The sequence below is a fragment of the Xanthobacteraceae bacterium genome (genome assembly GCA_019454205.1).
GTDB lineage: Bacteria > Pseudomonadota > Alphaproteobacteria > Rhizobiales > Xanthobacteraceae.
The window spans coordinates 215,286-229,832 of record CP075369.1; the positions used below are offsets into that span (position 1 = coordinate 215,286).

Here is a 14,547-nt window from a genome sequence, read left to right on the forward strand (position 1 = left end):
CTTCACAGGAAGGAGTGTTCTCCGTGAAACCCAAATCTTTCGCACTTCGCGCGGCCATCGCGCTCACCGGCGTCACCGTCGCCGGATACGCCCTCGCAGCCGACATTTCGGGTGCGGGCGCCAGCTTCCCTTATCCGGTCTACGCCAAGTGGGCGGACAGCTATAAGAAGCTGACCAATGTCGGCCTGAACTATCAGTCGATCGGTTCCGGCGGCGGCATCAAGCAGATCATCGCCAAGACCGTGACCTTCGGCGCGACCGACGCGCCGATGAAAGCCGAAGACCTCGAGAAGAACGGCCTCGTGCAGTTTCCGACCGTGATCGGCGGTGTCGTGCCGGTCGTGAACCTCGAAGGCGTCAAGCCGGGCGAACTCAAGATCGACGGCGCGACGCTTGCGCAGATCTTCCTCGGCAACATCAAGACCTGGAACGATCCCGCGATCCAGAAGCTCAACCCGAACGTGAAGCTGCCGAACACGGCGATTGCCATTGTGCACCGCTCGGACGGCTCCGGCACCACGTTCCTGTTCACCAACTATCTCGGCAAGGTGAGCAAGGAATGGGATGAGAAGGTCGGAGTTTCGACCGCTGTGAAGTGGGTCGTCGGCATCGGCGCCAAGGGCAACGAAGGTGTCGCCAACACGGTTGCGCAGACGAAGGGTGCGATCGGCTACGTCGAGTACGCCTACGCCAAGCAGAACAAGCTGACGCACCTCAACATGGTGAACCGTGACGGCAAGACCGTCGAGCCGAGCATCGCTGCCTTCCAGGCTGCGGCTGCCACCGCCGACTGGGCCAAGGCTGCTGGTTTCAACGTGATCCTGACCGACCAGGCCGGCGAAAAGACCTGGCCGATCGCGGGTGCGACCTTCATCCTGATCCACAAGCAGCCGGCCGATGCCGCTGCCGCCACCGACGCGCTCAAGTTCTTCGACTGGGCGTATCGCAACGGCGCCAAGGAAGCCGAAGCGCTTGACTACGTTCCGCTCCCGGCGTCCACGATCGACCTCATCCGCAAGGCTTGGGGCGAGATCAAGGGTCCGGACGGCAAGGCGCTGTTCAATCCGGGTTCGTAACGTCAACGTTGCGTAGCAATTCGCGGATAAGCCTGCGGGGGCGCGTGATGCTCCCGTAGGTGCCGCGAGCCACAAGATAAAAATCCGAAATGCGCCGCAGGGGGCGGGGATGGTTGAGTTGACGTTCGATCCGGCGGAAGCGCGTACCGCGGAAAAGCAGAAAGACCCGCAGCGTGCTTCGCTCGGCCGTCTGGTTCTCAGCGACCGTATTTTCAAGCTCCTGACGCGCGCCGCTGCCGCGTTCGTGCTGATCATTCTGTTCGGCGTCATCGTCACGCTGATCGAAGGCTCGCTGCCTGCGCTCAAACACTTCGGCCTCAGCTTTCTCTGGACCGAAGACTGGAATCCAGTGAAGCAGCGCTTCGGCGCGCTCGCACCGATCTACGGCACGATCGTTACCTCGATCATTGCCATGCTGGTCGCAGTTCCGGTCGGTCTCGGTATCGCGATTTTCCTGACCGAACTCTGCCCGCAATTCCTGCGCCGTCCCATCGGCATCGCCATCGAATTGCTCGCGGGCATTCCCTCGATCATCTACGGCATCTGGGGCTTGTTCATTTTCGCGCCGTTTCTGCAGGGAACGTTGCAGCCACTCCTGATCAATACCGTCGGCAACGTGCCGGGCATCGGTTTCCTCTTCGCCGGACCGCCTTACGGCATCGGCGTTCTCACCGCAGGTCTCGTGCTTGCGATCATGGTGCTGCCGTTCATCGCTTCCATCACGCGCGACGTATTCGAAACGGTGCCGCCGGTCTTGAAAGAATCCGCCTACGGCCTCGGCGCAACTACATGGGAAGTCGTCTGGAAGGTCGTGCTGCCGTATACCCGCGTCGGCGTCATCGGCGGCGTGATGCTGGCGCTCGGCCGCGCGCTCGGCGAAACCATGGCGATTACCTTCGTGATCGGTAACGCGCACCGCATCAGTGCTTCGGTGCTGCAACCCGGCACGACGATCTCCGCCGCCATCGCCAACGAATTCGTGGAAGCGATCGAGACGCTGCACACCGCCTCGCTGACCGCGCTCGGCCTGATCCTGTTCGTGATCACGTTCATCGTGCTCGCGGCGGCACGATTGCTGCTCGCCACGCTGAACAAGCGCGCGGGAGGCTAGGATGGACAACGGTCTCTATAAGCGCCGCAAGCTGCGTAACCGCTTTCATCTCACCATGTCGGTGCTGACGGCCGTATTCGGCCTGAGCTGGCTGGTGCTGATCCTGGCGATGCTGTTTTACAAGGGCTTCTCCGGCCTCAATCTTGCGGTCTTCACGCAGATGACGCCGCCGCCCGGCAGCGACGGCGGGTTGCTCAACGCCATCGTCGGCAGCCTGATCCTGACCTTCCTCGGCGTGATCATCGGTACGCCGATTGCCATTCTCGCCGGCACCTACATGGCGGAATACGGCCGTTACTCGAAGCTGACCAACGTGGTGCGCTTCATCAACGACATCCTGCTCTCGGCGCCATCCATCGTGATCGGCCTTTTCGTCTACGGCATCATGGTCAAGCCGATGGGACACTTCTCCGGCATCGCCGGCGGTGTGGCGCTTGCAATTCTCGTCATCCCGGTCGTCGTGCGCACCACCGAGGACATGCTGTTGCTGGTGCCGAACCAGATGCGCGAAGCGGCGGCCGCGCTTGGCGCGCCGCGCTGGACCGTAATTCGCTACGTGAGCTATCGCGCGGCGAAGACCGGCATCATCACCGGCATCCTGCTCGCGATTGCGCGCATCTCCGGCGAAACCGCGCCGCTCCTGTTCACGGCGCTCAACAACCAGTTCTGGAACGTGAACGTGCTGCAGCCGACGCCGAGCCTGCCGGTCGTGATCTTCCAGTTCGCGCTCTCGCCCTATGAAGACTGGCAGCGTCTGGCCTGGACCGGCGCGTTGCTGATTACTGTTGCAGTTCTGACGCTGAGCGTTCTCGCCCGCGTCCTGGTATCGAGGAAGGCAAACTAATGGCCACTTTTGCAGTTCACGCCGCGGCGGATTCGCTTTCCAACGCGAAGCCGAAGATGGACATCAAGGATGTGTCTTTCTACTACGCCGACAACAAAGCGCTGAAGAACATCAGCCTTCCGCTCTACGAGCAGCGCGTGACCGCGCTGATCGGCCCTTCGGGCTGCGGCAAGTCCACGCTGCTGCGGATTCTCAACCGCATCTATGAACTTTATCCGGGCCAGCGCGCCGACGGCACGATCACGCTGGATGGCGAGAACATCCTCGATCCGAAACTGGATGCGAACTACCTGCGCGCCAAGGTCGGCATGGTGTTCCAGAAGCCGACCCCGTTCCCGATGACGATCTACGACAACATCGCCTTCGGCGTGAAACTCTACATGAAGCCTTCGCGTGCCGAGATGGACCGGATCGTCGAGTCCTGTCTGGTTCGCACCGCGCTCTGGAATGAGGTGAAGGACCGCCTGCATACGTCCGCGCTGGGCCTCTCCGGCGGCCAGCAGCAACGCCTTTGCATCGCGCGGACCATCGCGGTGAAGCCAGAGGTGGTTCTGTTCGACGAACCGACCTCCGCGCTCGACCCGATCTCGACTGCGAAGATCGAGGAACTGATCGACGAACTGAAACGCGATTTCACCATCGTCATCGTTACCCACAACATGCAGCAGGCCGCGCGCGTCGCCGACCTGACCGCGTTCATGTACCTCGGCGACCTGATCGAAGCCGGGGCGACGACGACGATGTTCTCCAATCCCAAGGACAACCGCACGCTCGACTACATTACGGGGCGCTTCGGCTAAGCCGCCGAACGAGGATCATCATGGCAAGCCATATCGTTACCGCCTTCGAGAACGAACTCCGCGAAATCAGCCGCAAGGTTGCCGAAATGGGCGGCCTCGCGGAAAAAGCGGTGGTCGACTCCACCGACGCGCTGATCAAGCGCGACAGCATCCTGGCCCAGCGCGTGATCGCCGCCGATACGCGGCTCGACCAGTTGCAGCGCGAGATCGAGGACGACGCCATCACGTTGATCGCTCGTCGCCAGCCGCTCGCGGTTGATCTGCGTGAAGTCGTTTCCGCTATCCGCATCTGCAACGATCTGGAGCGGGTCGGCGATCTCGCCAAGAATACCGCGAAGCGCGTGCTTGCGCTCAAGGGCGAATATCAGGCGATCGCTTTGCTGCGCGGTGTCGAGCACATGAGCGAGATCGTGCTCGAACAGCTCAAGGAAGTGCTGGATGCCTACGGTGCGCGCGACGCCGAGCGCGCGATGGCGGTCTGGAAGCGCGACGGTGCGGTGGACGATCTCTACACCTCGCTGTTCCGCGAACTCCTTACCTACATGATGGAGGATCCGCGCCAGATCACGATGTGTACGCACCTTCTGTTCGCAGCGAAGAACGTCGAGCGCATCGGCGACCACGCCACCAACATCGCCGAAACCATCCATTACCTCGTGGTCGGCGAGCAGTTGACGGACGAGCGCCCGAAGGCGGATACGTCGAGCCTGACCAACGTATCCTTCCCGCGCGTCTGACGGAGATAAGCCGGAGCGGACCTCATGAAGACGAAAATACTGGTCGTCGAGGACGAAGAAGCGCTTTCCGTTTTGCTTCGCTACAATCTGGAAAGCGAAGGCTACGAAGTCGAAACCGTCGCTCGCGGCGACGAGGCGGAAATCCGGCTGAAGGAAAACCTGCCGGATGTCGTGGTGCTCGACTGGATGCTGCCCGGCCTTTCCGGCATCGAACTCTGCCGCCGGCTGCGTGCGCGTTCCGAGACGGAGCGCCTGCCGATCCTGATGCTGACCGCGCGCAGCGAAGAGACCGAGCGCGTGCGCGGGCTTTCCACCGGCGCCGACGACTACATGGTGAAGCCGTTCTCCGTGCCGGAGTTTCTGGCGCGCGTGAAGGCGCTGCTACGCCGCGCCAGCCCGGAACAGATCGCGGCGCAACTCAAATCCGGCGACATCGAACTCGACCGCGAGCGCAAGCGCGTGCATCGCGGCGAACGCGAAGTGCATCTCGGCCCGACCGAATTTCGTCTCCTCGAATTCCTGATGACCTCGCCGGGCCGCGTCTTCACCCGCGAGCAGTTGCTGAACGCGGTCTGGGGCAGGGACGTCTATATCGACGAGCGCACCGTCGACGTGCACATCGGCCGCCTGCGCAAGACGCTGACGCGCGGCAAGGAAGCGGACCCGATCCGCACCGTGCGCGGCTCCGGCTATTCCTTCAACGAACGCTTTTCCGAAAACGCAGCCTGACGCTTCCGTCAGAAAGACTTGTCCCCGGACTTGCGGTCCGGGGACATTTTTCTTTCGGAAGCAGTGACGCTGCGGGGTTGCGTCAGCGGCCCTGCGCGGCGCGCCGTTCGCGGCGGCGGTCCGCCAGCGGCTGGTAGGCAATGCGCGCGTGATAGGGGCAGTAGACCACACCGGTCTTCGGCTTGGCGCCGCAGTAGCCGAAGTCTTCCGCGCCCGGATCGCCCACCGGCCAGCGGCAAGTGCTCTCGTTGAGTTCCGTGATCGAGACGCGCGGCCCGATCGGCACCACGTTCGCGAGCGGATCGAGGTCCTGTTCCGGTGCGCGCTCGTAGTCGGGGGACAGCGCAGTGTTGCCGGCGAAGCGCATCCGCGGGCGCATCACGCCGCCGCCGTTCGAGGCGCGCGGCTTGCGGATACGCGGCACCGAGGTGGACGGCGATTTCGCGCGTCCGGAGAGGCCCAGCCGGTGTACCTTGCCGATCACGGCATTGCGGGTGATGCCGCCGAGTTCGGCGGCAATCTGGCTGGCCGAGAGGCCGTCATTCCAGAGCTTCCGGAGCAGTTCTACCCGTTCGTCGTTCCAGCTCATTCTTCTTTTCCTTTTCCGGCGCTTCGGGGCCGCAGGCGGAATCCTTCCGCGCTCGCCGGAATCGGGCTTTTCCCGTCTTCCGGATGGGCCTTTCACGCTACGCCTGAGGTCGTCCGCCGCACGATATGTCGTATTCGACCGATAAAACGCTACAATAGGCAGACTCGGCGCTTCAAGAGTCCGCCTGCCGTAGATCACGGTTTTTCCCGCCCTTTGTGACTCTTTCGAGTCGGGGAGCCGGGAACGAGGGCGGCGGTTGAACGGGACAGCCCCCCGTTTTATATTTGGCGTCTGGCTCCACATCAGCCGAAAGCGCCGCTCGTTCCGGGCGGCAATTTTGTTTTGGGGGCCGGACTGGATCTGGAGTGACGATCGTGGCCATTTCGCCGGTTTTACCCACCTATTCGCGCGCCGAAATCAGTTTCGAGCGCGGCGAAGGCGCGTGGCTGACCGCGACCGACGGCCGGAAGTTCCTCGATTTCGGTTCCGGCGTCGCCGTGAACGCCCTCGGCCACGCGCATCCGGCGCTGGTGAAGGCGATCAGCGAGCAGGCGCAGAAGCTCTGGCACGTCTCGAACCTTTACCGGATTCCGGAAGGCGAGCGGCTGGCGAAGCGCCTTGTCGAAAATACGTTCGCCGACACCTGCTTCTTCCAGAACTCCGGCGCGGAAGCGATGGAGTGCTCGATCAAGATGGCGCGGAAGTATCACGCCGTCTCCGGCCACCCGGAGCGCTACCAGATCATCACCTTCGACGGCGCGTTCCACGGTCGCACGCTTGCGACCATCGCCGCGACCGGCAACGAGAAGTATCTCGAAGGCTTCGGCCCGCGCATGCCCGGCTTCGTGCAGGTGAAGTTCGGCGATCTCGACGCGGTGAAGAAGGCGATCACGAACGAAACCGCCGCGATCCTGATCGAGCCGGTGCAGGGCGAGGGCGGCGTGCGCGTGCCGCCGCCGGGATTTATCAAGGCGCTGCGCGAGCTTTGCGATACGCACGGGCTGCTGCTCATGTTCGACGAGGTGCAGACCGGCGTGGGCCGCACCGGAAAATTTTTCGCCTACGAATGGACCGGCGTGACGCCGGATATCATGGCTGTTGCGAAAGGCATCGGCGGCGGTTTCCCGCTCGGCATCTGCCTTGCCACTGCGGAAGCGGGCAAGGGCATGACGCCGGGCACGCACGGCTCCACCTTCGGCGGCAATCCGCTGGCGATGGCGGTCGCGAACGCAGTGCTCGATCAGGTGCTCGCGCCCGGCTTCCTCGATCACGTGCAGAAGATGGCGCTGTTCGCGAAGCAGCGGCTCGCGGAATTGAAAGACACGCATAAGGCGATCATCGCGGAAGTGCGCGGCGAAGGGCTGCTGCTCGGCCTGAAAACCGTGGTGCCGAACGGCGAATTCGTGACCGTCTCCATCGGTGAGGGTCTACTCACCGTCGCGGCTGGCGAGAACGTGGTGCGCCTGTTGCCGCCGCTGATCGTCACCGAAATCGAAATCAACGAGGCCATTTCAAAACTGTCTGCGGCGTGCCGGAAACTCGAAGCGGCGACGACCAAGGGAGCCGCGTAATGAGTACCAACGGCGTTCATCATTTTCTCGACCTGTCGGAATTCTCCGGCAAGACGCTTCGCGAGATTCTTTCGCTCGCGGCGAACCTGAAGGCGCGCCGCGACAGCGACCCGAAGAAGCCGCTCGCGGGCCGCAAGCTTGCGCTGATCTTCGAGAAGCCCTCGACGCGCACGCGCGTCTCCTTCGACGTCGCGATGTACGAACTCGGCGGCCATTCGATCATGCTCACCGGCGCGGAGATGCAACTCGGCCGCGGCGAGACCATCGCCGACACCGCGCGCGTGCTCTCGCGTTATGTCGATGCGATCATGATCCGTATCCTGAACCACAAGTCGTTGCAGGAACTGGCGGCGCACGCGACCGTGCCGGTCATCAACGGCCTCACCAAGCTCTCGCATCCCTGCCAGGTGATGGCGGACGTGATGACGTTCGAGGAGCACAAGGGTTCGATCAAGGGCAAGAAGGTCGCCTGGACCGGCGATGCGAACAACGTGCTCACCTCTTGGGTGCACGCTGCCGCGCGCTTCGATTTCGAACTGAACGTCGCAAGCCCGCGCGATTTCGCGGCGAAGCCGCCGGTCGTGAAATGGGCGAAGGAATCCGGTGCCGCGATCCGCTTCATGCGCGATCCGGAAGAAGCCGTTGAGGGTGCCGACTGCATCGTCACCGATACCTGGGTCTCGATGGGCGACAAGGAAGCGAAGCGCCGCCATAACATCCTGAAGCCCTATCAGGTGAACCGCGCGCTGATGAAGCACGCGAAGCCGGATGCGATCTTCATGCATTGTCTGCCCGCCCATCGCGGCGAGGAAGTCACCGACGACGTGATCGATAGCCCCCAGTCGGTGGTGTTCGACGAAGCCGAGAACCGCCTTCACGCGCAGAAAGGCATCCTCGCGTGGTGCCTTGGAGCCACGGCGGGATGACGTCGCCCGCTCCGGTGCGCGGCCCGCTCGACGCTGGCCGCGACGATCATGTTCTGCCGTTTCAGGTCGATCCGCTCGACGTGCGCGGGCGCGTGGTGCGCCTCGGCGACGCGCTCGATAACGCGATCTCGAACCACAACTATCCGCCGCAGGTCGCGCGTGCGCTCTCCGAAGCGATTACGCTGGCTGTCCTGCTCGGCTCCACGCTGAAGGATGCGGGCCGCCTGATCCTGCAAACCCAGACCGATGGCGCGATCGACTTTCTGGTGGTCGATGTGGTCGCGCCGGAGAAAGTGCGCGCCTATGCGCGCTTCAACCGCGCGCGCCTTGCCGACATGGGCAAGGCCACGACCGGTCAACTGCTCGGCAACGGTCATCTCGCGATGACGGTGGAGCATGGTTCCGCCTCGCAGCGCTATCAGGGCATCGTCGCGCTGAACGGCATGAGCCTGGAAGAAGCCGCGCATACATACTTCCAGAACTCTGAGCAGATCCCGACCCGCGTGCGGATTGCGGTTGGCGAGGAAATGCGCGCCGGCGGCAAGGCGAAAATGCGCGCGGGCGGTTTGCTGGTGCAGTTTCTTCCGCAAGAATCCGGACGCGCGCAACAGGGCGACATTGATCCGGGCGACGCGCCGAAAGGCACGCCGAAGCACGAGGTCAAGGAAGACGACGCCTGGGTTGAGGCGAAGTCGCTGGTCGAAACCGTCGAGGATCACGAACTGCTCGACTCCGCACTCTCCAGCGAGCGGTTGCTGTGGCGTCTGTTCAACGAGCGCGGCGTGCGCGTGTTCGATGCGCAGCCGGTGGTCGCGCATTGCTCCTGCTCGCGCGACCGCGTGAGCGACATGCTGAGAAGCTTCACCAAGGAAGACCGCGCCAGCATGGTCAAGGACGGCAAGATCACCGTGACCTGCGAATTCTGCGGTCGCGTCTATCCCTTCGAGCCTGACGAAGTGGAGACGGAAGTGAAGTAATCGCATTGTCCCGGCCGAGAGCGCGGGAACGGAGGCGAGTCATGAAAGCCTTGTTGAAAATCGCGCTTACGATCGTTCTTTTGAATTTTGCTCCAGCCTTCGCGCAAGCGCCGAAGACGGAAGTTGCCTCGCCTGCGGTGCAAAAGGAATTCGACGCTTTCATCGCGAAGTTCCGGACGGCGCTGAAGGCGAACGATGCGTCCGCAATCGCGGAGATGACGAAATTCCCGTTCGGGAGTAACGCCGCCGACGCGGCAGAATTTCGCACGAAGATTTATCCGGGCTTCTTCAACGCGAAGACCCGAACCTGCATCCAGCGCGGAAAACCTGTCTATGACCGTGACGGGTTGAATAACGACAATTTCTTCATTTTCTGCGGAGACCACATCTTCGTTTTTACGAAGACCCCGGCAGGCTTTCTTTTCACCGAAATCGGTGTGAATGACTGACCTACCGTTCTGCGCGAGAGCGAGCCGGAAAAACTCGAACCCTGAAGTTACCGATCTCATCCTTCGAGACGCGCTCTTGCGGAGCTCTCCTCAGGATGAGGTGTGGCTAATGCACAACGCGCTTCGCTTGCGGCAGGTCCAGCGAAAACGCGGGCACCTCGGCGTCGAAATCGTCGCCGTCCTCCGTGACCATCTGGTACGTCCCCGCCATCAGCCCTGACGAAGTCTTCAGCGGCACGCCGCTGGTATATTCGAAGCGCTCGCCGGGTTTCAGTAACGGCTGCTTGCCGACCACGCCCGGCCCGCGCACTTCTTCGGTGCGGCCGTTGGCGTCGGTAATGCGCCAGTGCCGCGTCATGAGCTGCACCGGTTCGTCGCCCTCGTTCACGATCTCGATCGTGTAGGTCCAGAAATATTCACCGTCCTCCGGCGAGGAGCGGTCGGAAGAATATTCGGGCGTGACGGTGATCTGCACGCCGCGGGTGATCGCGCGGTACATGCCGCAATCATATCAGATTGCCGCCAGCCCGCGCGAGAGGTCTTCCTTCAGGTCGTCGATGTGTTCGAGGCCGGTGGAGAGCCGCAGCAATCCGCCGCCGATGCCCATGCCCGCGCGCGCTTCTTCGCTGAAGCGCTGGTGCGTGGTCGTCGCCGGATGCGTGATCAGGCTTTTCACGTCGCCGAGGTTGTTGGAAATGCGAATCAGCCGCAGCGCATTGACGAAGCGGAATGCCGCTGCCTGTCCGCCCGCCACCTCGAAGGAAAGCAGCGTGCCGCCGCCCTTCATCTGTTTTTTCGCGAGCGCGTGCTGCGGATGGTCGACCCGGCCCGGATAGATCACGCGGGTCAGTTTCGTCTGCGTGCCGAGCCAGTCGGCGACGGCGTGCGCGTTGGCTTGCGCCTTCTCGACGCGGATTTGCAGCGTCTCGATGCCTTTCAGCAGAACCCATGCGTTGAACGGCGACATGGAGGGGCCGGTCTGGCGCATGAAGGTATGCAGATGATCCTTCACGTATTGCGTCGAGCCGAGGATCGCGCCGCCAAGGCAGCGGCCCTGGCCGTCGATGTGCTTGGTCGCGGAATAGACCACGACATCGGCGCCGAGCTGGAGCGGACTTTGCAGCATCGGCGTCGCGAACACGTTATCGACGACGAAGATGGCGTTCGCCTTCTTCGCGAGTTTTGCGATTGCCGCGATGTCGAGAATTTCCAGCGTCGGGTTGGTTGGGCTTTCGAGGAAGAACGCGCGGGTTTCGGGGCGGATCGCGTTCTCCCAGGCGCGAAGGTCGGTTCCTTCCACCAGCGTTGAAGTGACGCCGAAGCGCGGCAGCAGCTCCTCGATCACATAGCGGCATGAGCCGAACAGCGCGCGCGCGGCAACCACATGGTCGCCGGCCTTGAGAAAACAAAGCAGCGAAGCGGTGACCGCCGCCATGCCGGTCGCGGTAGCGCGGCAGGCTTCCGCGCCTTCCACCGCGCGGATGCGCTCCTCGAACATCGCGGTCGTCGGGTTCGAAAACCGCGAATAGATGAAGCCGTCATCCTCGCCCGCGAAGCGCGCGGCGCACTGCTCGGCGGAGTCGTAGACGAAGCTCTGGGTGAGGTAGAGCGCCTCCGCGTTCTCGCCGAATTGCGAGCGCAGGATACCGGAATGGATCAGGCGGGTTTCCGGGCGCAAATCGGCGGCTTCCGGAACGGGGCGGGGCAATTTCACGGTCATGACGCGGTCCTTCCAACAAAAAACCCGGCCGGGGCCAGAAGCCCATAGACCGGGTACACGCGTCCCCGGCCTTTTAGCGATTTGTTTTACGTGGCTGCAAGCCGGCCGGCTCAAATGACCACGAAGTGCGGGGATTATGCGGTTCGCGCGCTTGGCGTCAAGTTCGGGGTGCTCTAGGGGTCGGCTATGGAAAGCGCCGCCGTCCATCGTCTGCCGCAGAACGGGCAGGGCATTCTGCCCGCGCGCGCCATCCGCGCGCTCGCTGATGCGGGAGCGATTACCGCCGAGCGTCCGTTCGACGCCGACCAGATTCAGCCCGCATCGCTCGACCTGCGCCTCGGTGCGCGTGCGTGGCGCATCCGCGCGAGCTTTCTTCCTTTGGCCAAGACGCCGATTGCCGAGCGCCTCGACGATCTCGCATTACATTCGATTGCGCTGAACGGCGACGGCACGGTGTTCGAGACCGGCTGCGTCTACATCGTCGAAGTCGAGGAAAAGATCGCGCTGCCCGAAGACATCTCCGCCGCGACCAATCCGAAAAGCTCGACCGGCCGCCTCGATATTTTCACGCGCGTCATCGGCGACCGCGTTCCCGCGTTCGACACGCTGCCCGCGGGCTATCGCGGCACGCTGTATCTAGAAGTCAGTCCGCGCACTTTTCCGATACTGGTGCGGCGCGGCTCGCGGCTTTCGCAAATCCGCTTCCGCCGCGGCGAAGCGAAGCTCGACATGAAAGAACTTGCGGCCTTGCAGACGCGCGAAATGCTGGTGAATGCGGCCGAGCCGGATTTGCGCGGCGGCGTCGCGGTTTCGGTCGATTTGTCGGACTTCGGCAATGGCTTCGCCGGGTATCGTGCCAAGCGGCACACCGGGTTGATCGACGTCGACAAGCGCGCCGGGTACGACGTGATGGATTTCTGGGAGCCGTTGCCCGCGCATCCCTCGAAGCGCCTCGTGCTCGACCCGGATGCTTTTTATATTCTCGCATCCAAGGAAGCGGTGCATGTGCCGCCGGATCACGCGGCGGAGATGGTGCCGTTCGATCCGCTGGTCGGCGAATTCCGGGTGCACTATGCGGGCTTCTTCGATCCTGGCTTCGGCCACGCCGCGGCGGGCGGCAAGGGCGCGCGCGCGGTGCTGGAAGTGCGCTCGCGCGAAGTGCCGTTCATCCTCGAAGACGGGCAGATCGTCGGCCGGCTGATTTACGAGCGGCTCACCGAGCGGCCGGAAAAACTATACGGCGAGGTCGGCTCCAATTATCAGGCGCAGGGCCTGAAACTCTCCAAGCACTTCAAGCCGCTGCGCTAGGCTTTCTTCTTTCTTGGCGCGCGCTTGCCGGAAAGCGTTTCCACTTGCGCGCGCAGCGCGCGCAATTCCTGCAGGATGACCGCTTCCTTCGACTGCAAGGAATCCAGCGCCTGCTGTTCCTCGCGATGCTCTTTCTCCTCGGCCTCGCGGATTTTGTCCGCTTCGTTCTGCATCGCGGTGACGATGATCGCGATGAACAGGTTCAGCACCGTGAAGGTCGTGGTGAGAATGTAGGGAATGAAGAACAGCCACGCATAGGGATGCGTCTCCATCACTTTATTCGCAAGCTCGTTCCAGCCTTCGAGCGTCATCACGGTGAACAGCGTATAGGCCGAGCGGCCCATGGTGCCGAAGGCTTCGGGGAAATCGGCGCCGAACAGGTTGGTCGCCATCACGGCGAAGCAGTAATAGACGAGCGTCAGCAGGAACGCGATTGCGCCGATGCCCGGCATGGACTGGATCAATCCGCCGACCACGCGCCGCAGCGTCGGCACCGCCGAGACGAGGCGCAGCACGCGCAGGATGCGCAACGCGCGCAGCACCGAGAGCGGCCCGGTTTGCGGCATCAGCGAGAGCGTAATCACGATGAAGTCGAACACGTTCCACGGGTCGCGGAAGAAACCGCGCCCGGTAACGATCAGGCGCGTCAGCACTTCGACGACGAAGATGCCGAGCAAGATGTGATCGAGCGGCTCAAGCAGCCAGCCGTAACCTTTCATCAGGGTCTGGCTGGTTTCGAGACCGAGCACCAGCGCATTCAGGATGATCAGTCCTGCAAGAATGCGCTCGGTCTTCGGGTGTTCGAGAAAATGGCGGGCGCGCTCGATGGTGACGCCGCCCCAGGTCGCCTTGATCTCGCGTATCGGATTTGCACGCTTTGCCACGGATTGTCCCCTGCCGCTTCCGGCGCGGCATTAGAACAGGGCAGGGGCTGTAAGCAAGCGGCAGCTCATTGCCGTGAGAGAATATAGAAGACGAGATGATCTGTTCGTTACGGGCAGTTGTTTCGGCGTTTCCAGAGATCCTCGCGGCCCATGGCGATGGCATAGCCGGGCACCTTGCAGCGGTCGGGTCCCTGTTCCGCGAACGGTGCGACATAGGCAGTGCTGCCGACCGTGACGGCGGCCCCGGCCACGATCACGGCGGCCAGCGCGAGTGCTGCGAGTTCCTTGCGGCCGGTCATCTGGATGGGATGCTTGATCTTCACTTCGCAGGCGCCGCCGGGGCACAGTTGCGTTTCGCGGCGGAGCAGCACCCGGTAGAGGATGCAGCCGATGCAGATGCCGAACGCGGTTTCGAAGAACAGCAACGTCAGGCACGTCACGCAGATCAGCATGTTCAGCGGGCCGCGCACGTCGAAGCCGGCAACCAGCACGACCATTACGGTCGCGAGCATAAGGCCGAGCGTCCATGCGAAATGTTTCTGCGGTGCGCCGGTGAACTCCGGCGTCTGGTTGCGGACCGCGAGGCGGCCGAGAATGAGGCTCGGCGCATAGCGCGGGCTGATCAGCACGCGGATGAAGAAATCCACGAAGAAAATCACCGAAACGGCACGGATCGGCGCGAAGTTGCCGACAAGAAATGCGTTCATGAACGCGACCAGCGCGATCGCGAAAAGAATTCCCGCGCCCGCGCGGGCTTCTCTTTCATTCAATACCGGAATGTCGAAGCCTGCGACGTTTTCGCCGAAGCCGAATAGTGCACGCATGT

At 62.8% G+C, this 14,547-nt stretch carries 16 protein-coding genes and 1 riboswitch; of the genes, 11 read left to right on the forward strand and 5 right to left on the reverse strand.

The annotated features are described in order from the left end of the window. Nucleotides 1-23: 23 nt before the first annotated feature. The 6 genes from pstS to phoB all read left to right on the forward strand — a co-directional run bounded on the left by pstS (nt 24) and on the right by phoB (nt 5,297). Nucleotides 24-1,076, forward strand: a complete 1,053-nt coding sequence (pstS, locus tag KF794_01030; GenBank protein ID QYK45334.1) for a phosphate ABC transporter substrate-binding protein PstS — start codon at nt 24-26, stop codon at nt 1,074-1,076. 109 nt (nt 1,077-1,185) lie between these two features. Further along, nucleotides 1,186-2,187, forward strand: a complete 1,002-nt coding sequence (gene pstC, locus KF794_01035; GenBank protein QYK45335.1) for a phosphate ABC transporter permease subunit PstC — start codon at nt 1,186-1,188, stop codon at nt 2,185-2,187. A 1-nt stretch (nt 2,188) separates the two neighbouring features. Then, on the forward strand, nt 2,189-3,031 hold the full coding sequence (gene pstA / locus KF794_01040) for a phosphate ABC transporter permease PstA (GenBank protein ID QYK45336.1): 843 nt from the start codon (nt 2,189-2,191) through the stop codon (nt 3,029-3,031). Beyond that, on the forward strand, nt 3,031-3,831 hold the full coding sequence (gene pstB / locus KF794_01045; GenBank protein QYK45337.1) for a phosphate ABC transporter ATP-binding protein PstB: 801 nt from the start codon (nt 3,031-3,033) through the stop codon (nt 3,829-3,831). Before pstA ends, pstB begins: the two co-directional genes overlap by 1 nt. Before the next feature lie 20 nt (nt 3,832-3,851). Next, on the forward strand, nt 3,852-4,568 hold the full coding sequence (gene phoU, locus KF794_01050; GenBank protein QYK45338.1) for a phosphate signaling complex protein PhoU: 717 nt from the start codon (nt 3,852-3,854) through the stop codon (nt 4,566-4,568). A gap of 24 nt (nt 4,569-4,592) precedes the next feature. After that, the gene (gene phoB / locus KF794_01055) at nt 4,593-5,297 is read left to right on the forward strand and encodes a phosphate regulon transcriptional regulator PhoB (protein QYK45339.1); all 705 of its coding nucleotides are present in this window, start codon (nt 4,593-4,595) and stop codon (nt 5,295-5,297) included. A gap of 82 nt (nt 5,298-5,379) precedes the next feature. Here phoB and KF794_01060 read toward each other — a convergent pair whose 3' ends face one another. After that, a complete protein-coding gene (locus KF794_01060) occupies nt 5,380-5,886 on the reverse strand; it encodes a GcrA cell cycle regulator (GenBank protein ID QYK45340.1) in 507 nt (168 codons plus the stop codon). Between the two features lie 365 nt (nt 5,887-6,251). Here KF794_01060 and KF794_01065 point away from each other — a divergent pair, with 365 nt between their 5' ends. The 4 genes from KF794_01065 to KF794_01080 are packed head-to-tail and all read left to right on the forward strand — an operon-like array spanning nt 6,252 to nt 9,809. Then, nucleotides 6,252-7,457 (forward strand): aspartate aminotransferase family protein, encoded by a 1,206-nt coding sequence (locus KF794_01065; protein QYK45341.1) that lies wholly within the window; start codon nt 6,252-6,254, stop codon nt 7,455-7,457. Next, complete coding sequence (argF, locus tag KF794_01070) at nt 7,457-8,383, forward strand: ornithine carbamoyltransferase (protein QYK45342.1); 927 nt, start codon at nt 7,457-7,459, stop codon at nt 8,381-8,383. Before KF794_01065 ends, argF begins: the two co-directional genes overlap by 1 nt. After that, entirely contained in the window at nt 8,380-9,360 is a 981-nt protein-coding gene (locus tag KF794_01075; protein ID QYK45343.1) for an Hsp33 family molecular chaperone, read from the forward strand. The genes argF and KF794_01075 overlap by 4 nt, the downstream gene beginning before the upstream one ends. Nucleotides 9,361-9,401: 41 nt before the next feature. After that, nucleotides 9,402-9,809, forward strand: coding sequence for a hypothetical protein (locus KF794_01080; GenBank protein ID QYK45344.1), 408 nt, complete (start codon nt 9,402-9,404; stop codon nt 9,807-9,809). Between the two features lie 106 nt (nt 9,810-9,915). On the opposite strand, the gene apaG is transcribed toward KF794_01080, so the two are convergent. Then, on the reverse strand, nt 9,916-10,308 hold the full coding sequence (apaG, locus tag KF794_01085; GenBank protein ID QYK45345.1) for a Co2+/Mg2+ efflux protein ApaG: 393 nt from the start codon (nt 10,306-10,308) through the stop codon (nt 9,916-9,918). A 12-nt stretch (nt 10,309-10,320) separates the two neighbouring features. Continuing rightward, nucleotides 10,321-11,529 carry an O-succinylhomoserine sulfhydrylase gene (gene metZ / locus KF794_01090; GenBank protein ID QYK45346.1) on the reverse strand — a complete coding sequence of 403 codons (1,209 nt, stop codon included), beginning with the start codon at nt 11,527-11,529 and terminating at the stop codon, nt 10,321-10,323. Nucleotides 11,530-11,582: 53 nt separating this feature from the next. Continuing rightward, nucleotides 11,583-11,661, reverse strand: a riboswitch (SAM riboswitch). Between the two features lie 54 nt (nt 11,662-11,715). Here metZ and KF794_01095 point away from each other — a divergent pair. Next, nucleotides 11,716-12,837 (forward strand): 2'-deoxycytidine 5'-triphosphate deaminase, encoded by a 1,122-nt coding sequence (locus KF794_01095; GenBank protein QYK45347.1) that lies wholly within the window; start codon nt 11,716-11,718, stop codon nt 12,835-12,837. Here the strand turns inward: KF794_01095 and KF794_01100 are convergent. Further along, nucleotides 12,834-13,664, reverse strand: a complete 831-nt coding sequence (locus KF794_01100) for an ion transporter (GenBank protein ID QYK46533.1) — start codon at nt 13,662-13,664, stop codon at nt 12,834-12,836. The two genes, KF794_01095 and KF794_01100, sit on opposite strands and share 4 nt — an antisense overlap. A 164-nt stretch (nt 13,665-13,828) precedes the next feature. Continuing rightward, entirely contained in the window at nt 13,829-14,545 is a 717-nt protein-coding gene (locus tag KF794_01105) for a DUF4395 domain-containing protein (protein ID QYK45348.1), read from the reverse strand. Nucleotides 14,546-14,547 lie beyond the last annotated feature (2 nt).